This window comes from Roseibium hamelinense (genome assembly GCF_007830545.1).
Taxonomy (GTDB): domain Bacteria; phylum Pseudomonadota; class Alphaproteobacteria; order Rhizobiales; family Stappiaceae; genus Roseibium; species Roseibium hamelinense.
The window spans coordinates 121646-140869 of sequence record NZ_VLLF01000006.1 but is presented as its reverse complement, the minus strand read 5'-3'; the positions used below and the strand labels follow the sequence as shown (position 1 = coordinate 140869).

At 53.8% G+C, this 19224-nt stretch carries 14 protein-coding genes; 11 read left to right on the top strand and 3 right to left on the bottom strand.

Annotation, left to right across the window (positions count from 1 at the left end; translation table 11 throughout):
* The first annotated feature begins 1 nt into the window (after position 1).
* The gene (locus JM93_RS13260; protein ID WP_170230650.1) at positions 2–1033 is read left to right on the top strand and encodes an SIS domain-containing protein; all 1032 of its coding nucleotides are present in this window, start codon (positions 2–4) and stop codon (positions 1031–1033) included.
* Positions 1030–2166, top strand: a complete 1137-nt coding sequence (gene nagA / locus JM93_RS13255; protein WP_145344157.1) for an N-acetylglucosamine-6-phosphate deacetylase — start codon at positions 1030–1032, stop codon at positions 2164–2166. The genes JM93_RS13260 and nagA overlap by 4 nt, the downstream gene beginning before the upstream one ends.
* A gap of 43 nt (positions 2167–2209) precedes the next feature.
* Here nagA and JM93_RS13250 read toward each other — a convergent pair whose 3' ends face one another.
* On the bottom strand, positions 2210–3088 hold the full coding sequence (locus JM93_RS13250) for an FkbM family methyltransferase (protein ID WP_145344155.1): 879 nt from the start codon (positions 3086–3088) through the stop codon (positions 2210–2212).
* 302 nt (positions 3089–3390) lie between these two features.
* Here JM93_RS13250 and JM93_RS13245 point away from each other — a divergent pair, with 302 nt between their 5' ends.
* The 3 genes from JM93_RS13245 (at position 3391) to JM93_RS13235 (ending at position 9115) form a co-directional block, all read left to right on the top strand.
* Entirely contained in the window at positions 3391–6534 is a 3144-nt protein-coding gene (locus tag JM93_RS13245) for a glycosyltransferase (protein ID WP_145344154.1), read from the top strand.
* The gene (locus JM93_RS13240) at positions 6531–7643 is read left to right on the top strand and encodes a glycosyltransferase family 4 protein (RefSeq protein WP_145344152.1); all 1113 of its coding nucleotides are present in this window, start codon (positions 6531–6533) and stop codon (positions 7641–7643) included. Before JM93_RS13245 ends, JM93_RS13240 begins: the two co-directional genes overlap by 4 nt.
* A 245-nt stretch (positions 7644–7888) precedes the next feature.
* A complete protein-coding gene (locus JM93_RS13235; RefSeq protein WP_145344150.1) occupies positions 7889–9115 on the top strand; it encodes a c-type cytochrome in 1227 nt (408 codons plus the stop codon).
* 57 nt (positions 9116–9172) lie between these two features.
* On the opposite strand, the gene JM93_RS13230 is transcribed toward JM93_RS13235, so the two are convergent.
* Both JM93_RS13230 and JM93_RS13225 read right to left on the bottom strand, forming a co-directional pair.
* Positions 9173–10666: an aldehyde dehydrogenase family protein gene (locus JM93_RS13230; RefSeq protein ID WP_145344148.1), complete on the bottom strand. Its 1494-nt coding sequence runs from the start codon at positions 10664–10666 to the stop codon at positions 9173–9175.
* Position 10667: 1 nt separating this feature from the next.
* Entirely contained in the window at positions 10668–11774 is a 1107-nt protein-coding gene (locus tag JM93_RS13225) for a mandelate racemase/muconate lactonizing enzyme family protein (protein ID WP_145344146.1), read from the bottom strand.
* 126 nt (positions 11775–11900) lie between these two features.
* On the opposite strand from JM93_RS13225, the gene pdxR reads away from it, so the two are divergent.
* The 6 genes from pdxR to JM93_RS13195 all read left to right on the top strand — a co-directional run bounded on the left by pdxR (position 11901) and on the right by JM93_RS13195 (position 19218).
* The gene (pdxR, locus tag JM93_RS13220) at positions 11901–13370 is read left to right on the top strand and encodes a MocR-like pyridoxine biosynthesis transcription factor PdxR (RefSeq protein ID WP_145344144.1); all 1470 of its coding nucleotides are present in this window, start codon (positions 11901–11903) and stop codon (positions 13368–13370) included.
* Between the two features lie 130 nt (positions 13371–13500).
* Positions 13501–14577 (top strand): extracellular solute-binding protein, encoded by a 1077-nt coding sequence (locus JM93_RS13215; protein WP_145344142.1) that lies wholly within the window; start codon positions 13501–13503, stop codon positions 14575–14577.
* Positions 14578–14725: 148 nt separating this feature from the next.
* Positions 14726–15847, top strand: coding sequence for an ABC transporter ATP-binding protein (locus JM93_RS13210; protein WP_145344140.1), 1122 nt, complete (start codon positions 14726–14728; stop codon positions 15845–15847).
* The gene (locus JM93_RS13205; protein WP_145344137.1) at positions 15847–16716 is read left to right on the top strand and encodes an ABC transporter permease; all 870 of its coding nucleotides are present in this window, start codon (positions 15847–15849) and stop codon (positions 16714–16716) included. The genes JM93_RS13210 and JM93_RS13205 overlap by 1 nt, the downstream gene beginning before the upstream one ends.
* 12 nt (positions 16717–16728) lie before the next feature.
* Positions 16729–17589 (top strand): ABC transporter permease, encoded by an 861-nt coding sequence (locus tag JM93_RS13200; protein WP_145344135.1) that lies wholly within the window; start codon positions 16729–16731, stop codon positions 17587–17589.
* Between the two features lie 6 nt (positions 17590–17595).
* A complete protein-coding gene (locus tag JM93_RS13195) occupies positions 17596–19218 on the top strand; it encodes a GMC family oxidoreductase (protein ID WP_145344132.1) in 1623 nt (540 codons plus the stop codon).
* Positions 19219–19224: the final 6 nt, after the last annotated feature.

The following is a 19224-nucleotide window of genomic DNA, read 5'->3' as shown; positions in this document are numbered from 1 at the left end:
CATGTCCTTGACCAAAACGAAAATGCGCACGGAAATCTCGGAAATTCCGGTCGCTGTCGAACGCCTGCTGACTGAGGGGTGGAGCGCCATCGAAGCGGCTGCACATGCAGCGCGTGCGGCGGATCCAGCCTTCATCGTGACCGTGGCGCGCGGGTCTTCCGACCATGCCTGTACGTATTTGAAATATGCCAGCGAGTTGCTGGCCGGGCTGCCTGTCGCCTCGATTGGGCCATCCGTTGCCTCCATCTACAAGGCTCAGCTCAAGCTGCGAAACGTCATGTGCATCTCGGTGTCTCAATCGGGTAAAAGCCCGGACATCGTCGAGATGGCAAAAGCCTGCGAACGTGATGGTGCGCTGACCTTCGCCCTGACCAACAACCCAGCCTCTCCGTTGGCAAGCGCTTCAGCCCACACTCTAGATATCCACGCTGGGCCGGAGTTGAGCGTGGCGGCCACAAAGACATTCTTGAATTCCGCCCTTGCCGGCATTTTGATGCTCGCGCTTTGGAAAAAGGACGACAAATTGCTGGCCGCGATCAGAGCGTTGCCGGAAAAGTTGGCACAAGCCGCCAAACTTGACTGGCCGGAGGCTCGGGAGGCAATCGGCTCGACCCGATCGCTCTTCACGCTCGGGCGCGGCACAACGCTTGCCATGTCGAACGAGGCGGCGTTGAAATTCAAGGAAACATGCCAGTTGCACGCCGAAAGCTATTCATCGGCCGAAGTCATGCATGGTCCGGTTTCGATTGTTGAAGACGCTTTCCCAGTGCTTGGCTTTGCCGCTGGGGACGCCGCCGAAGCGGCCATCGCCGAAACGGCGGACGCGCTGAGCCGGAAAGGCGCCCGGGTTTTCGCAACAACATCCGCGTTGAGCAAAGCCGCCATGCTACCCCATGTCCGCACCGGTCATCCGTTGCTCGACCCGTTGCCCCTGATTGTCTCGTTCTACGCCATGGTTGAAGCCTTCGCGACATCCCGTGGCATTGATCCGGACACACCGCGGCACCTGAACAAGGTTACGGAGACAGTATGAGCGCCCGCCTGAAAGCGTTTGTTGGTGCCAGCATTTTTGATGGCGAACGTATCCACAAGGACTGCGCCCTTCTCACACATGGCGGAACGGTTGAATGTCTCGTCAGAGCAGAGACAATTCCACCCACCTATGAACGGGTCGAACTGAACGGCGGCATTCTCGCACCCGGCTTCGTAGATCTGCAGGTCAATGGCGGCGGCGGTGTCATGTTCAATGATGCGCCGACCCTCGGCACACTCAAGACAATCGCCGAGGCGCACCGGACACTGGGCGCAACCTCGATCTTGCCGACCCTGATCACCGATGACACGGCGCATGTACATGCTGCAATCCGCGCCGCCGAACAGGCGATTGAAGCCCGCGTTCCGGGAATTACCGGTCTGCATCTTGAAGGTCCACATTTATCCTTGGCGCGCAAGGGCGCTCATTCCGCGGACTTGATCCGCCAGATGAGCGCTGAAGACCTCTTGATCCTGCTTGAAGCTGCGGACAGGCTGCCGGTCCTCAAGATTACGGTCGCGCCCGAAAGCGTGTCCTGCGAGCAGATCCGGGCCCTTTGCCAAAAAGGTGTGATTGTCTCGCTCGGCCACACCGATGCCGGTTATGACATATGCCGGACAGCCGCAGAGGCGGGTGCACGCTGCGTGACACATCTGTTCAACGCCCAAAGCCAGCTCGGCAATCGCGAGCCCGGCGTTGTCGGCGCTGCTCTGGATCTGGGGAACCTTTCCGCGGGCCTGATCGCCGACACGATCCACGTGCACTCAGCCAGCATGCGGCTGGCCTTGCGTGCCAAACAGGGACCTGGGCAGATCTTCCTGGTCAGCGACGCCATGGCCACCGCCGGATCGGATATCGATCACTTTTTGCTCAATCACCGGAAAATCATCCGCAGCGGTCACCGGCTCACTCTGGAAGACGGCACACTGGCCGGCGCGCATCTTGATCTGGCAACCGCGATCCGGAACCTGGTGCAGCTCTGCGCTGTGCCAGTTGAACAGGCGCTGGCCATGGCCACGTCATGGCCAGCCAAACTGATTGGATTGTCAGGACAAATCGGAAGATTTTCCGAAGGCGCAAGAGCGGACATAGTCCACCTCAGCAGCGATCTCAGGCTTCAGACCGTATACTGAAATCAACTAGTCGCGACATTCCTTCAATCCAGACCTAAGGCGGTCAATACAGTTTCGGATTGGTGACAAACATTTCACCATCCGCCGCTGTCATGCCCTCCAGTGTGGGCTTTGTGCGATCATATGTGACAACACAGGGCACCAGACGGGGAACATCCCACCCCCATTCGAAGAATAGCTCGAGCATTTGCGCATCAATCTTGCGCGAGTGGGTACCGATGAAAATGGAGCGTACTTTTTGTTCCAGCAAATCCTTGTTTCTGCTGAGCACTTCATACTCTGCCCCTTGGATATCAACGTGAAGGAAATCGATAGTGTCGAGACCTTCGAAAATGGCTTCCAAGGAGTGGGCTGGGATTTCTACAGATTCATATTGCATACCGCGATAGTCAACCGAATGAGCACCATCGGTTACACGCCCTCCATAGTCTTCCGTCCGCAGCGCCCGCGGGAAATGCAAAGTCGTGTTCTGGTGCCAGGCTGCACCTTCTAACAGCCTGATATTGATATTACTTTTTCCAGTAAGTCCATTAAACGCCAGATGCTCTTGCAAATATTGGAATTTTTCGTGGTCCGCTTCTACCGCAACGAGATTAATTCGCTTGAAGCCCATGCGTTGCCCGATCACGCCTGATGCAGACGTCCAGGGCCCCCAACCTGCGCCAAGCTCGCAGACCGTGAGCGTCTCTTGACCAGCCCGTTTGTCTAGTGCTGAAAAAAGTGAGAAATAATCACCGTAACCACCAAACACACCGTCACCACGGATAGGGAGGTCGGCAAAGACCTGTCCAGACAATGGTCGATGCGGAGGAAAAATATCGGCACGCGTGAAAACGCCAAGAAAATTAGTGAAGTAACCGTCTTTGGCTGACAGCTGGCCTTTTTCAGCCGCGTATTTACGGAATAGATCTTCAGGGTTCATGCTCGACCGATAGCTCCAAAGGATTGGTACATCATTTGTGGGATTTTAATGAGTATTGATCCCGGTCTTACAGACCCCAGCGCAGCCTTTCAATAGATTGCCGCCGCGTTGATGTCTCAACGGCGTTTCAAGACAAAAAGCGAAAAAGGTGGGGAATTGAAGCAATAGACAGGCTCACGGAACCCGAAGTATTTGAATAACATTCAATTTCAACATACCAATGTCAAATTCCAAACTGCGCATTTTTGGGGATCGGGTCCTCAACAGAGAATGTATAACCACATTCAAGAAAACAGTTATATATGAGCCTGAACATTCAAATACATCGCAATCTCAAGCCATTATTCATCTCAGACTTTCTGAGAGTAAACCATATTGAATATAACCCATATAAAAGTTTTCAAAACAATATTGCGGAAGTTGTTGGCACTTGGTTCCGGCCTGTATTGGAAGAGGTCTTTTCTGGACCGATGCAAACGGGGTTATGGAGCGAAGATGCAACGGATCTAGGTGAACGCTCGATATCGATGCCGGTTCGGCAAATTTATGAAATGTACGGGTGCACAGTTTCTTTCTCAGGCTGGGTCAAGCTTTACAAGGAAGAAGCTTGCCAAGAACTCCTCGAGGTTTTGGCGCCGATCACCTCTGATCGTTTAATCGTGGGATTCGAAATTCCGCCAATTCTCGTTGATGCGCTTAACAAGCTGGCTGTACCATATGTGTCGTTTGCCATTCACCCTCTGCGGTTCATGCCAGACTATCTTTTCTCTCTGCAGTCTAATGCGATCAAAGCTGAAGATATCTCCGAGTTTGCAGTGCCGAGGGAGAACCTGGAATTCGGCGCACAACTAAGAACTGCGCGGACACAAAAAGATCCCCTCTTACCTTTCAATCAAAATTCCGCGGCCCTTTTTGGACAGGTCTCCAACGATGCAGCGCTGATCGGGGCCAACGGGCAAATCAGGCTACAAGATTTTGAGCAGGAAATAGACCAACTCTGCCGTTCGCATCAGACGGTTTACTTCAAACCGCACCCCTATGCTCAAGATGCAAGGCAGCAGATCGAGTTTCTTGCTAAATTCGGAAACATCGTCGCGATCAATGTTGATGCGTACAAGTTGATGTCATCCCCAAACATCAACGCTGTTGCGGCGCAAACATCCAGTATTCTGAGCGAAGCGCCCTATTTCAGAAAAAAACCGATCCCGTTTGGGGCACATTGGCAGGACCAGAGTGCCGAACCGGCATACGACATTGGCTCGCTATCGCGCGCATTTTGGGAGCAACTCCTGCATCCGAGTCGCGACACTTCGACTTCGAACACAACTCCTTTACCCAAGGCACTGCGCAACGAGTTTTCGATCAAAAAGCTGCTTGGAATTTCCTGGTCGGATCGTGGCCTGCTTGAAGGTGTAAACCCCCTGGCGCCCGAACTTTCGTTCAATACAGAGGTCGTTTTCGGCAATAGCAAACAGGCAAGGCAGATGCGATTGGGAGACGCATGGTATCCGGGACTCGCTGATCACTGCTGGACCGATGCCGGCGACTGCCGTTTACACTTAAAGTTTCCCTCAGGTGTGAGTGCAGACTGCGAAATCGAGCTGACTGTTATGGCGATGGCAACACCGGAAAGCCCGGTGATCTGTGATTTTGTGATACATGATGAAGTCGCCCCATCTATTATGAGGCGCGAAAAATTCGAGAACCTCGAAACGCGTTCAATCCGCATTCCGGTGCTAGCACATCAGATTCCTGCGCTTGGCGACCTCGTCATGGAACTCGATATAAGCGGCGGAAACAGTCCGAACTCGATCGATCCAAACAATCACGATCGGCGGCGTCTGGCCCTGATGGTGCAAACCATCCGCTTGCTCCCTGCTAAATGCGGCGAACCGGTTCATCAAAACAAAACTATTGAAGCAAAATACTTGTCTCCCGCCTCACCATTGCTAGTCAATGGATGGAACTTTGACGGAGGCACTCTCACTTTCACTGAGCAGGCGTCTCTGGCTTTTTACTATCAGAAAACGCCTGATACCGACCAAACCCTGGTTATCGAACTAGATACCAAGGCAGCAATCTCAGCTTCCCAGTCCGCGTTGGTCAGAATTGCAACCAGCGAAGCAGAACTAGCGACCCAACGTGTTATTTGCTCTGGTCAATCGGCAAGTAAGCTGAATATCCCGCTCAAACGCGGCTGGCTTCAAAATCAAACAGTAATCTCGGTAACAATTGAGCCAGAAGGCGCTACATTTCACGCACGAGCAATTAGCTTCCGATCTGTTTTGGACAGCAACTATCCGGAGAAGACACCGGCGATCGCCAATGTGCTCGGGCCACATCGGATTGAGACAGGCCTCGCGGTCATGACCCGGAACGTCTGCTCAGCACTCGGTAAAGCCCATGCCGCAAGCAGCAAGGTGGAAGATTATGCCCCCCCAAGCCTTCTCAATTTAAACAACTCAGAACACCTGGAAAACGCCAAATACCCGTCTCCCGGTGCATCAAAAACTTCAGACGTGAGTATCTTCTGCGGCGACGTTCGGCGAATTTCGCGCTTAATTGAGACAGGTGGCACGGGATTTCTGAAGGATCGGTACAACATATGCTACGGCGCTTGGGAGTTAGAGAATTTACCGGAATACTTGGCCGACACCCGCGATATCCAAGAGTATTGGGGCCTTTCACAGTTCATCGCAGACGCAGCCCGGAAAAAAATGAACATCCCGGTGAAGGCAATGCCGATTCCCGTCTCCATTCATTACCCGTCAAAACTCGTCCCACGCGAGTATTTTGGCATACCGGATCGAACCTTCAGTTTTTTGTTCACCTTCAGCGTGGATTCAACGTTAACGCGAAAAAATCCGCATGCTGTCTATTCGTCTTTCCGAAAAGCATTTGAAGACAACGACAAATCCGTTTCACTGATCTTCAAATGCATGAAGCGCCCCGGCCAGCACATCTTCCAACGCGAGTACGATGAGTTTCTCGCCGAGATTGCGGCGGATTCGAGGGTTGTTCTGCTCGACGGCATTTACAACAAAGATGATTTAGCGAACCTCTATCTCGCCTGCGATGCTTTTGTTTCTCTACATCGCGCGGAGGGGTTCGGACTGACCATGGCAGAGGCGATGGGATATGGAAAGCCAACGATTGGGACCGGCTACTCTGGCAACCTAGACTTCATGTCCCCCCAGAATGCTTGTCTTGTAGACTATGAGCTGCTGGAAATGACCGGAAATGAATATCATCACCAAAAACAACGCTGGGCTGAACCGAACATCGAACATGCAGCCCACTTTATGCGAAAACTAAAGGACGATGGTGTATTTCGTGAGCGGGTAGCTCGTGCCGGCAAGCAAACAATTGTGGCAGAGTTTTCAAATTTTGCGACTGGCAAGAGAATGCTCAATCGAATTCAGGAAATTAGGCAGCAATTTCCATGACAGGTGTGAATGTCATTGGAATGCCTTGCGGGCTTCACGGACTTGGTCAGGAATTGCGCGACAAAGTCAAAGCACTTACCTCGGTTGGCGTAGAAGTCTGCATTATTTCAAAGAATTATAGCTCGTTGAAGTCAACAATATCCGATCCTGTGATTGACAAGCTCATTCAGTCAGAGCCCAAATACCCAATAAACTTGATTTGCCAGAACCTTCCGGCCACACGGCTAATAAAGGACCAATTTCCAGAACTCCTGGAAGGCAAATACAACATAGGAGCTCCTTATTGGGAGTTTGAAGACCTTCCGGAAACACAGCAAATTGGACTTGACATTCTTGACGAAGTCTGGGTCTCGAACAGCTTTCTTAATAACATATTTCGCAACCACACAGACAAGCCAGTCATCCAAATGCCGCTGCACATTGAGCCGGGCGCACATTCAGGAAACAGCAGATCCGCTGAAAAGCCTTTCACCTTTGGTTATTTTTTCGATTGCAATTCACTCATTCAACGAAAGGATCCGAAGGCCCTCATCCTCGCCTTTTTGGAAGCGTTTGCAAACAAACCGAACGCACATGTGAATTTAACACTCAAGTACAAGTACGAACCAGCGCACTATGTCAGGCAGGATGAGGTCGATGAATTCCTAGAACTTGCATCAAAAGACCCAAGAATCACAATGATCAACGAGGCTCTGGGGGCTGAGGAAATGGACCAACTCATCAGGTCGTTCGATGTATTCGTCTCCCCCCATAGATGCGAGGGGCTTGGCCGCGGGATCATTGAAGCCATGATGCGCGGCATTCCGGTTGCTGCAACAGACTATTCTGGACCCAGAGAGTTCATAGCCGGCGGCCATGCTCGCCCGCTACCCTTTTTCAAAACCCATGTGGGAAACGCAGCAATTGGCGATATCAGGCCAAACTACATTTGGTCTGAAGTAAAAATCGCGCCACTTGTTGAAGAGCTCGAAAATCTTGCCGGTGATCCCGCTGGGACGCGACAACTTGGCGAAAAAGCGCGCGAAAAGCTGGCCGCGCTGAGCAACGGGAAGCTTCACGGAAAAGCATGCCAAAAGCGGTTGGAGCATATCGAGGGAACCCTGATCTAGTTGCACCCAGTCGGATTTCCGTCACATTGTACATTCTGGGACGCTTTTATTCGTTTCCCGCTTTGATCAGCACACCAACAGTCATCGCTTCAATTAATTACACACTATACTGTCAACCTTGCTTCACACTTACCGGCTTCTGTGAGACCATCGGATTATGGTTTTGCCCCGGGCAGCTCTCGCACACTTCAGGACTGGCTAGGTAAACGGGTTGCTCGACCAGACGGCTAAGCAGGAGGACGCGCATGGGACTGATCAAGAACGCCCTATTGGGCATTGGCGTACTTACCGTCGCCGGTGGCGTGATCGGTGGAGGCTTAGCCCTCAGCGGCCTCATAAGTCTGAAAGCCAGCGAACCTCACGGGATCGGTGCGTACAATCTCCTGCATTTTGTGTTCAAGAGATATGTGTCCACGCATGCGCTTGAGCTAACACCGCCTGCCGACCTTGGTTCGCAAGGGCGCGTTGCACTCGGCGCCCAGCATTTTGCAATGGTTTGTTCAAACTGCCACGGCGGGCCGAATATCGGGCAGTCGGCAACGTCACTTTCTATTCGACCTCGCCCGCAGTTCCTACCCGAAGTGGTCGATGAATTCTCTGACGAAGAGCTGTTCGTCATTCTGAAATACGGCGTGAAGTTCAGCGCCATGCCGTCATGGCCGACCCAGGACCGTGATGACGACGTTTGGACGATGGTGTCGTTTGTCCGCGGCCTTCCGGATATGACCGGCGAAGCCTACGCACAGTTAATTTCGGTGTCTGCTCCGGCCGGTGCGACTTGGCCGAAGCCTTCCTATCAACCCGGCACCATACCCCTTGAACCTTCGAACACGGCACGCAACACCTTTCCGGCTGCAGACTACAACTATGCAGCGCCAGCAACTGGGCTGTACGATGAACGTATTTCCAGCGATCCGGTTGCCGTATGCGCGAGATGCCATGGATATGACGGATCTGGCGAACCGACACTCGGCGAAGCACCGAATCTAAGCCTGCAGGAAGCAAGGTATCTTGAAGCAGCGCTCAAGGCCTTTGCGAGCGGAGAGCGGAAAAGCGGTTTCATGCAGCAGGCAGCCAGTCAGCTGTCACCCGACCAAATAACGGTCCTGGCGCAATACTTCGCCAGTCAACCAGTCACATATCTTGCTGATACACCAAGCTCGATGGATGCGGCGACCCAAACTGCTTATGACCGTGGCAAGGATATCGGTGAGAACGGAATAGAAGCGACGAGGACACCGGCCTGCCAATCCTGTCACCTTGGACAGCGTCCAAGCGAAGCTGCACCGATCATCCATGGGCAAAATCAGCCCTACCTGGCCCGGCAGTTAACACAGTTCAAAAACGGCGGCCGTGGCAATGACGGAAGCTGGAACCCGATGATGTCTGAGGCTCATAACCTGACCGATGCCGATATTGAGGGTCTTGCTGTCTATTATTCGCGGCAACAGATGGCCAGCCAGGTCCAATAAGTGTCCTGACGCACCAGCTCATGGAATACGGGCGGCCGATACGCCGCCCGCGAAACATCACGCTATTTTCGCCGCGATGCTTTTGGTTTTGCAGTAGGATCTTACTCCCTCAAGTCCTTTTTCGCGGCCAAAGCCTGACTTTTTGTTTCCGCCGAAAGGCACTTCAATACCGCCAGCAAAATATTCATTTATATAAATCTGACCTGCATCAATCCGCTTGGCCAATTGATGCGCTTGGCCAAAATTCTCGGTATAGATCCCAGCAACAAGGCCGTATTGGCAATCATTTGCAAGGGTCAGCGCATGCTCCGCATCCTCGGCGACCTGAACGGTGAGAACCGGGCCGAAAATCTCTTCGCGCACCACCTCGTCCTCCGGCTGCGCCTGGTCAATGATGGTGGCCTCGTAGAACCAGCCTCCGCCTGTCGACGGATCTTCTGTGACCGAACCGCCCGTTGCAATGGTCGCGCCCCCCAGTCGTGCGCGCTCGACAAATCCGGAGATCTTCTCCAAGTGCGCAGCTGAATTGACGGGCCCCAAATCTGGCTGCGTCAAACCATGTCCTATCCTTAGAGCTTTCACCCGGTCGACAAGTTCTTCTACGAACCCTGCATGAATACCGCGCTCAATCACGAGCCGGGAGCCCGCAGAACAAATCTGACCCGCGTTTTCGTAGATGGCGCCAATAACACCGTTGATCGCCTGTGCACGATTCGCATCATTCAGCACGACAACAGGCGACTTTCCTCCGAGTTCCAATACAACACGGGTGATCTCTTCAGCCGCTGCAGTCATGACCGCGCGCCCGGTTTGGACAGAACCGGTGAAGGTGATGTGATCAACGCTCGAATGCCGGCTAAGAGGCGCGCCAACTTCGGCACCCAATCCGGTGATCACGTTGCAAACGCCGCTAGGCAAGCCGGCATCAAAAAGGATTTTAGCAAGCATAAGCGCAGTGAATGGCGTCTGCTCCGCAGGCTTTGCAACAACAGTACATCCCGCTGCAAGTGCCGGAGCAAACCCGCGCGCTGCGGTCGAAATCGGGAAATTCCACGGGATGATATGCGCCGTGACACCCACCGGTTCGTGGATTGAATACCCAATGTAGTCGCCGGCCAGCGGGAAGCTGTCTCCCTGCAGTTTGTCACAAGCTCCGGCATAATATTCGAAGGTCCGGGCGGCTCCGCGAACGTCGCCCAGCGCTTCCTGCAAAGGTTTGCCGCTGTCGAGCGTTTCGGCGACCGCAAGCCGATCCAGGTTTTCCAGAATGAGTGCTGATGTTTTTAGAAGGATACGGGCACGTTCCACCGGTGCGGTATCACGCCAGGTGTTTTCAAATGCCCTTTTAGAACTTTCAACAGCCTGATCGACATCCTCGATGCTACCGGCCGCAAACACCGCGAAGGCTTTTGCTCGGCCGGGATCGAAACTCTCCAGCGTCTTGTTGTTTGTCGCTGATGTGAAGCTGCCGTCAATGAAATGACCAGCAGGCAAGCCTTCAAGGCAACCGGTTTCAAGAACTTTGGCCGCAAGTGTTTCAGCACTTGTCATTTCAAACCTCCAGGCTGCTGATTTTGTAAGTCGAACGCGCAAGCCAGTCCGGATTGATCTCGACCCCCCAACCGGGCGCGTTCGTTACCGTGGCGTGCCCATCAATGATGTCAAATGGTGAAGAGACGAACAGGTCATACTGCCAAGGATAGTAGTCTTCCTGCTCAATCGAAAACTCCAGATATTTACCCGCATTTGGGATTGCCCTCAGCAAATGCATGGTAAACAGGGTCACCAAAGACAAATTGGCGGCATGGGGCGTGCACGGAATTCCCGCATCGTGAGCCATTTCGGCGACACGCATCGTGCGCAGCATTCCGCCCAAATAACACACATCCGGCTGGACAATGTCGACAACGCGTTGATCGATCATGCGCTTCCAGTCGACCAGTGAGCAATCTTGCTCGCCACCGGTAACGTCAATCTCCAGCGCATCGGTCACTTGCTTCGTTTGGTCGTAATGCCAGTATGGGCATGGCTCTTCGTAGTGGGAAATGCCGTGTTCCTGAAGAAATCGGCCAACCTCGATCGCCTTGGCGGGCGAGTAGCAGGAATTGGCGTCAACAAGCAGCTGTGTTTCGTCGCCAAAGGCCTTTCGCATAGTTGGCACGATTTCTTCGGTGCGCCCCGGCCATTCATCCTGGTCACGTCCACACTCGGCTCCGATGCGGAATTTAAACGCAGTGAAGCCGAAATCATCCTGTTGTTTTTTCAGCCGCGCCGCTTCGTCCTGAGGCGTGATATCGCGTTTCATGGAGGAGCCATAAGCGCGCACTTTGCCAGGTGACCCGCCCAAAAGTTCACATACGGGCTTGCCTTCCAGTTTTCCGCGAAGATCGAACAATGCAGTGTCCAAGCCCCCCATTGCACGCCGAAGATAGGAGCCTGGAAACTTGTGTTCGCGCTCGGGAATCATATCCATCATGTAAGCAATGTCGGCCGCATCTTCGCCAAGAGCGTATGGAGCGACCTGGCGATGCACGACCTCGGCAGTAATATCAGCATAATAGGGCGCAACCTGCCCCCACCCCTGCGCTCCGATATCCGTCGTGACTCGCACAAAGCACACGAACTCATTCGTGAATGTTTCGATCGATTTGATTTTCATGGATTGGCTCAGTGTTTTCTTCAGGCATTCTTGTGCTGGAAATTTTTATGTTGCCAAGGCTAACTGAAATTGGCCTATTTCACATATCCGTTTTGCTGAAACTGCCATACCAATCTGTGAGGCCGCTTGAAACGACACGCAGGAGCACTGCTTTCCTCCATCCGCATCGACAAGTCGTCAGACCGCCGTATTTCTGTTCAGCTGTATATGGGGCTCCGGGAGCTCTTGTTGTCAGGCGGGGTCACGCCTGGAGAACGGCTGCCCGCAACCCGAACGCTAGCAAGCGAACTCGGCGTCTCGCGGACCACGGTGATTGACGCGGTTGAAAGACTTATCTCAGAAGGCCTGCTTGTATCGCGTGTTGGAGCCGGGACCTATGTCAGCCCTGCCCTTGCTGCGCAAAAGCCACTCAGCATGACGCCGGTCGGAAACCCAGCCCGCATGGCCGAGCCGCGTCTTTCGCACGCTGCAATTCATGCGGTGCCGGATTTCGGGCCCAGATCCCGCCTTCCACATCAATCAAAGGCATTTATTACTGCTCTGCCAGCGCTTGATGATTTTCCAATGGCACAGTGGGCAAAACTCTCAGCCCGGCATTGGCGCAAGGAACGCGATCATGTCACCGGCTATGGTGAGCCATTCGGATATGCGCCGCTGCGATCTGCGATTGCCCGCCAACTCAACGCCTCACGCGGCATAAAGTGCGACCCGCACCAGATTTTCATTACCAACGGCGCACAACGCGCCTTTTCCCTAGTCGGTGGCATGCTGGTGAATCCGGGTGAGCCGATCTGGTTCGAGAACCCAGGCGCAATTGGGGCCCGCAACGCGTTTGTCGCAATCGGAGCTATGCCGGTTCCAGTTGCGGTCGATGATGAAGGCTTGTGCGTGGACGACGGCTTGAAAAAAGCGCCGCATTTTCGTTTAGCATTCGTCACGCCGTCTCACCAGCAACCGCTTGGCCATGTGATGAGTCTTTCCCGGCGCCTCGCACTTCTCAAGGCAGCGAACGATGCCGATGCCATGATCGTTGAAGACGACTACGACGGTGAATTTTACTATGGCGACCAGCCGCCGCCGACCCTTAAAAGCATCGATACCCAAGGACGGGTCATTTATGTCGGCACATTTTCCAAGTCGCTGTTTCCGTCTTTGCGGCTGGGATTCATTTTGGCCCCTGAAGGTCTCGTCGAGGGCTTTGAACGGATCTGCAAGGCTTGGCTGAGCGGCGTTCCAACCGTGACCCAAGCCATCGTTGCAGATTTCATGGATGAAGGCATGTTTGCCACGCACGTCCGGGCCATGCGGCAGCTTTATCGGGAACGCCACGATGTCCTGATCGCCGAAGCTGAAAAGCTGGCTGGGCTGCTGGACGTTCAGCAAACACAGAGCGGCTTCCACGCTGTCGGTCTGTTAAACCGGCGCCTCGATGAACAAGTCTTGGTTGAAAAAGCTGCCCACGCGGGAATTGCAATCTCTGGTCTTAGCAAATACGAATTGCAATCAAAGAACCTGAATGGCTTGGTTCTCGGCTTTGGCAGCACACCGCCCGACGAAATCCGTAAAGGTATCAATGTCCTCCACAAGATTCTGTAATGATCTGACGCTCCGGAAGCTAGAATTGGTCTGTAAAAATATCTGGAATGGATATATTTCACAGTCCAATCGAGACCTAGTCTTTTTACCAGTTTTCTGAGGATACGACTGCATTTCTAGGGAGGATACAATGCGGATCAAAACTACAGTTGCCGGGCTGCTTGCGGCGACCATGCTGGGAGGCATGGGCAGTGCACAGGCCGAAACACTTCGGCTATTGACTTGGGGCTCATATGCGCCGGAAGCGCTCATCGAAAAGTTCGAGGAAGAGTATCCTGACATTGATGTCGAGGTCACCTTCTCCAACAACGAAGAGATGATTGCGAAACTGCGAGCAACCGGTGGCGCCGGATACGATTTGGCCCAACCCAGCCACGACCGCATTTACGCTGCACAGTTTGAGTATGACATCTACAAACCGCTTGATCTTTCCAAGATAAACACAGACGCCATGCAGGCCAAGCTTCTGGAGGGCGTCAAGGAAAACACGACCATCGATGGTGAAGTTTACGCGGTCCCGCACCAGTGGGGCACGTCCGGCCTGATGGCTGACAAAACAAAAGCCCCTGACCTTAAATCCTGGGGCGATCTGTGCGATCCGCAATACAAGGGCCGCACGTCTATGCGCCTAAAGCGCACCATTATCCTCGGCATGGCCTACGAAATGGGAGAGGACCCATTTGCGGCATATTCGGATCTGGAAAAATACCAAGGCATTCTGGACAAGGTCTCAGAAAAACTCATCGAGTGCAAAGCCAACATTAAAGCCTATTGGAATAGCGGCGATGACCTGACGGCGATGATGTTGTCGGGCGAAATTGTCGGTTCCGAAACGTGGGATTCGACGGCTTACAAGATCTATGATCAGAACCCGGATATCACGTTTGTACCACCTTCGACCGGCGCTCTGGCTTGGATCGATACGTTTGCTATTCCGCGCAAAGGCAAGGCAGATGACGCCGCCTACAAGTGGATTAACTTCGTTCTACGTCCGGAAAACGTAACCATCATGTCCGCAAGCACAGGTGCCATTGCCTCTGTCAAAGGCGCGAAGGATCTTTTGCCTGAAGACAAGAAGGCCGCGGTCAATGCAGCCTTTACGGACGCGGATATCGACAACCTCAAGTTCTTCGCAAACATTCCTCCCGGGGTTGAAGACATGGAAGGTCGCGCACTTGAGAAGATCAAGGCGGCAACTGGCGGCTAACAAGCCAGTCATCGGCGAGAAAACCGGAAAGGGCCTTCGCCACTCTTAAACCTTTCCCGGTTTGGCCACCCGGCCCGACTGAATGGGGGATACGACCGGATGGTGGTGTCCCCCTGAATTATCTTTTCCCTGTAATTGGCCCCATCCCATGACGACTTCCCCGATGTTCGATCTCGAATGCATCAACATAGCCAAATCCTTTGGCGCGTTTCGCGCGGTCAAAGATGTCTCGTTCAATATTCCAAGCGGTTCGTTCTTCTCCATTCTTGGGCCCTCCGGCTGCGGTAAAACAACCTTGATGCGCATGATTGCAGGCTTTGAGGAGCCAACCGGCGGCGACATTCAGATCAAAGGCAAGTCAGTCCTAGGAACACCGCCGAACAAGCGCAATGTGAAGATGGTCTTCCAGCATCTGGCGCTGTTCCCGATGATGAATGTTTTCGAAAACATTGCATACGGCCTGCGGTGCAATGGCGTCAGCAACTCGGAGATCAAGAAAAAAGTCCATGACGTTCTGGAGCGGATCGCTCTGCCAGATGTCGCAGAGCGCGAAATCCACCAGTTGTCGGGCGGGCAGAAGCAGCGCATCGCGATTGCCCGCTGCATGGTACTGGATCCAGATGTACTGCTGCTCGACGAACCCCTCGGCGCTCTTGACTTGAAACTGCGCGAACAAATGAAGATCGAGCTGAAACTGCTCCAGCATCAGTTCAACACAACCTTCGTTTACATCACGCATGATCAGTCCGAGGCACTTGTGATGTCGGACAATGTGGCAATCATGAACCAAGGCCGCTTTGAGCAGATTGGCACCCCACAAGAGCTCTACCATCGGCCAAGCACCGCATTTGTTGCCGGCTTTGTCGGCGACAGCAATCGCTGGTCCGGAAAAGTCAAAACGAGCGATGGCAGCGGCGGCAAGGTTGCAACCGAGCAAGGGCTGGAGATGGCTTTCACAGCCGCGCACGGGGAAACCATTCGTGAAGGTACTGAGGTCGACATTTTCGTCCGGCCAGAGTTCATCCATACAGTCCGGAAAACCGGTTCTGTTGGCACCGGCGAAGCCGCAGACAACAGCATGGACGGTGTGGTCGACAGCCTATTGTTCAACGGTGCAAACAGCCGGGTCCTCGTACGAAGTGCTAAAGGTGAACTGATCGAAGCGGACGTAACACTTACCGGCAATGATGACGTAAAACCAGGCGAAGAGGTAAGCCTTGTCTGGTCATCGAAACAGGCAATGTGCTTTGCGGCGCAAGGAGCGTCCTGATGCTCCAGAAAGACTTTAAACGTCTGACACTTTACCTCCTGTTTGCTCCATTCGCGTTGTGGATCATCCTCTTGATAATCCTGCCGCATATCGGGATGGTGGCCCTTTCCTTGCGCGAGAAAGTCGCGCCGCGGGTTTATGAATTCGGGTTCGCCAACTACCTCGACTTCATCAACGAGCCAATCTACTGGAATACGCTGCTGCGCACCGGTTCCATGTCACTTCTGGTGACCGCTCTTGCGTTGATCATCGGTTTTCCGATCGCTTATTACATCGCCAAGCTAGCCAGCAACCGCACGCGTGGTGCACTGTTTTTGCTCTGCCTCATCCCGCTATGGGTGAGCGATCTTATCCGAGCCTTCGGCTGGATCCTTCTTCTTCGTGAAACCGGAATTATCTCAAGTTTTCTGGTGTGGAGCGGAATCGCCGGGCAACCGATCGAATTCCTTTACAATGACGCTGCGGTCATCGTCGGTTTGGTCTACACGGTCATGTTGTTCATGATTGTCCCGCTGGTTTCGACCCTGGACGGCATGGACAACTCGATGATAGAGGCGGGGTACAATCTTGGAGGCAATGGCTTCACGGTCCTGCGCAAGATCATCGTTCCGTATGCAATGCCGGGCATCGTCTCAGGCTGCATCGTCACGTTCATGCTGACTGCGGGATCTTATTTGACGCCGATCCTGCTTGGCGGCAAGAATTCAAGCTGGTTCACCGAGCAAATCTACAATCAGTTCATCACCCGGTTTAACTGGGAAGCAGGGGCTGCCTTCGGCATTCTGCTCCTCCTGTTCACTTCGGTCGTTATCTGGCTCGGGCTCAAGCTCAGCGGACAAACCCTCGCCAACACCGTTGCGAAGAGCTGAGGAGACTGGGTCATGCTATCTCAAAACAAAACCACGGCCTTTATTCTCGGCTACCGGCTCTATGTTGCTGCGTTTTTCATCTTTCTAGCCGCGCCGCTCGTGGCTGCGGGTGCATTCGCCTTCAACGATAGCCTTTTTCCCGCCCTCCCATGGCAAGGATTTACGCTGGACTGGTTCTTCAACGACACCGAGCCAAAGCTGGGCATGTTTCACGATGACCGGCTGCTGCGCGGACTATATTATTCATTTGTGATCGCCGTTATCGTTGCCGCACTGTCGATCCTAGTCGGAACGACCAACGCATTCCTGTTTGTGCGCGGCAACTTCCCGGCCAAGAATTTCTTCTACATCATGATGGTCGTTCCGCTTGTGATCCCGGGCGTTATTCTCGGCATCTCCATCCTGGTCATGGCCAGCGACACGGCAAATTACGCTGAAGATGTCTGGGGACTTGACCTCGAGTTTCTGCGCCCGGGCATCTTCCTTGTTGTCATGGGGCAGTTTTCGTTCATCACCACAATCACGTCGCTTGTAATCACCGCGCGCCTGAAAAAATTCGATGAGACAATGGAAGAAGCGGCCCTCAATCTGGGGGCAAGCCGGGCCCGCGTGCTCAGAACCATTACTCTGCCGTTCCTGCGCCCCGCCATGATCGCGGCCGGGATCGTGGCATTTCTTGTTTCCTTTGAGAACTTCAACACGACGTTATTCCTCGTTGGTTCCGAAGCGCCTTTGACGATCACTATGTATGACCGGATGGCAAAAGTCGGCTCCACACCGGTGCTCAACGCGGTTTCATTCTTCTTGATGGTCGGCTCCGGTCTGTTGGCCTTGGTGTCCATCCTCGTTCAGCGCGACAAGACAAAGCAGTAGTCCAAAATGCGTGAATTTGACTTTGTGATTGTTGGCGCCGGGTCCGCTGGTTGTGTGCTTGCAGACCGGCTTTCGGAAAACGGGAAGTACACCGTTTGCCTTCTTGAGGCCGGCGGGTCGGATCTAAACTTCTGGATCTGGATGCCCATCGGCTACGGTAAGGCCTTCTACAACCGCGGCATAAACTGGATGTACCAGACGGAAGCTGACCCCGGCCTCAACAACCGGAAGGGCTATTGGCCGCGCGGCAAAGTGCTCGGCGGCTCCAGCTCCATCAACGCCATGGTTTATATCCGCGGGCAGCATGCCGACTTTGACGATTGGAAAGCACTCGGAAACCCGGGATGGGGCTGGTCCGATGTACTTCCCTATTTCAAACGAAGCGAACATAACGACCGCGGTACATGCGACTATCGCGGCAGCGGCGGGCCCCTTCATGTCTCGTCAATCGGCGGCAATGCGCACCCTCTGTGCGATACATTCCTTCAAGCTGGCAAGGAGGCGGGCTTCCGGCTCAATGATGATTTCAACGGCGCGGACCAAGAGGGGGTCGGTTGCTATCAAATCTCGGCGAAATCAGGGCTTCGCATGTCCACCGCACGGGCGTATCTGTCATCAGCCAAGAGACGGCCGAATGTAACAGTAGAGACGTATGCTCACACGTTGAAAGTGCTCTTGGACGGTAAGCGTGCGACGGGGGTTGTCTATCGCCGACACAATGTAGACCACACCATTGCTGCACGACGGGAAGTGATTTTAAGCGCGGGAGCTGTAAACAGCCCTCAAATCCTAATGTTGTCAGGTATAGGTCGAGCCGAAGAACTGAAGGGAAAAGGTCTCGAAGTTGCGATTGATAGACCAGGTGTCGGCCAAAACCTGCAAGATCACCTCGGCCTCGATTACCTCTATCGTTCAAAGGTGCCTACCCTGAACAACCAGCTCTATCCCTGGTGGGGCAAGCTGCTTCAGGGCATACGCTATGTCATGACGCGCGGCGGCCCTCTGGCCCTGAGCCTCAATCAGGCCGGCGGTTTTGTGAGATCCAATCCTGACCGCGAACGACCAAACATGCAGCTCTATTTCTCGCCGGTCAGCTATACAAAAGCGCCGAAAGGGCAGCGCCCGTTGATGAACCCTGACCCGTTTCCCGGCTTCCTGCTCGGTTTCCAGCCAACACGGCCCTCCAGCCGGGGACACATAGCGCTCCGCACAGCCCATCCCACGGACACACCCGAAATCCATCCCAACTCTTTGAGCACGAACCACGATCTCGTTGAGATGGTCGAGGGGTGCAAATTGATGCGCAAACTGGCAGACACACCGGCACTAAGATCGGTTATTGACGCAGAAATCTCGCCAGGTCCAAAGGTTCAGTCCGATGAGGACATGCTGGAGGATGTCCGCAACCGGTGTTCGACTGTTTTCCACCCGGTCAGTACATGCCGGATGGGACCAGACAACACCGTGGATGTGGTCGATGCGCGGTTACGGGTGTATGGCGTCCGCGGACTTCGCGTTGTTGATGCATCAATTTTCCCGACAGTGACTTCGGGCAACACAAATGCGCCGGCAATCATGGTAGGTGAAAAAGGCGCTGACCTTATTCTTGAGGACCATAAGGCTGCGTAAGGGGGC

Coding starts and splice junctions, on each gene's coding strand:
- JM93_RS13250 (WP_145344155.1), bottom strand. CDS start 3,088: ATGAACCCTGAAGATCTATTCCGTAAATACGCGGCTGAAAAAGGCCAG.
- JM93_RS13195 (WP_145344132.1), top strand. CDS start 17,596: ATGCGTGAATTTGACTTTGTGATTGTTGGCGCCGGGTCCGCTGGTTGT.
- JM93_RS13200 (WP_145344135.1), top strand. CDS start 16,729: ATGCTATCTCAAAACAAAACCACGGCCTTTATTCTCGGCTACCGGCTC.
- JM93_RS13235 (WP_145344150.1), top strand. CDS start 7,889: ATGGGACTGATCAAGAACGCCCTATTGGGCATTGGCGTACTTACCGTC.
- JM93_RS13240 (WP_145344152.1), top strand. CDS start 6,531: ATGACAGGTGTGAATGTCATTGGAATGCCTTGCGGGCTTCACGGACTT.
- JM93_RS13230 (WP_145344148.1), bottom strand. CDS start 10,666: ATGACAAGTGCTGAAACACTTGCGGCCAAAGTTCTTGAAACCGGTTGC.
- JM93_RS13215 (WP_145344142.1), top strand. CDS start 13,501: ATGCGGATCAAAACTACAGTTGCCGGGCTGCTTGCGGCGACCATGCTG.
- JM93_RS13225 (WP_145344146.1), bottom strand. CDS start 11,774: ATGAAAATCAAATCGATCGAAACATTCACGAATGAGTTCGTGTGCTTT.
- JM93_RS13245 (WP_145344154.1), top strand. CDS start 3,391: ATGAGCCTGAACATTCAAATACATCGCAATCTCAAGCCATTATTCATC.
- JM93_RS13205 (WP_145344137.1), top strand. CDS start 15,847: ATGCTCCAGAAAGACTTTAAACGTCTGACACTTTACCTCCTGTTTGCT.
- JM93_RS13260 (WP_170230650.1), top strand. CDS start 2: ATGTCCTTGACCAAAACGAAAATGCGCACGGAAATCTCGGAAATTCCG.
- JM93_RS13210 (WP_145344140.1), top strand. CDS start 14,726: ATGACGACTTCCCCGATGTTCGATCTCGAATGCATCAACATAGCCAAA.
- nagA (WP_145344157.1), top strand. CDS start 1,030: ATGAGCGCCCGCCTGAAAGCGTTTGTTGGTGCCAGCATTTTTGATGGC.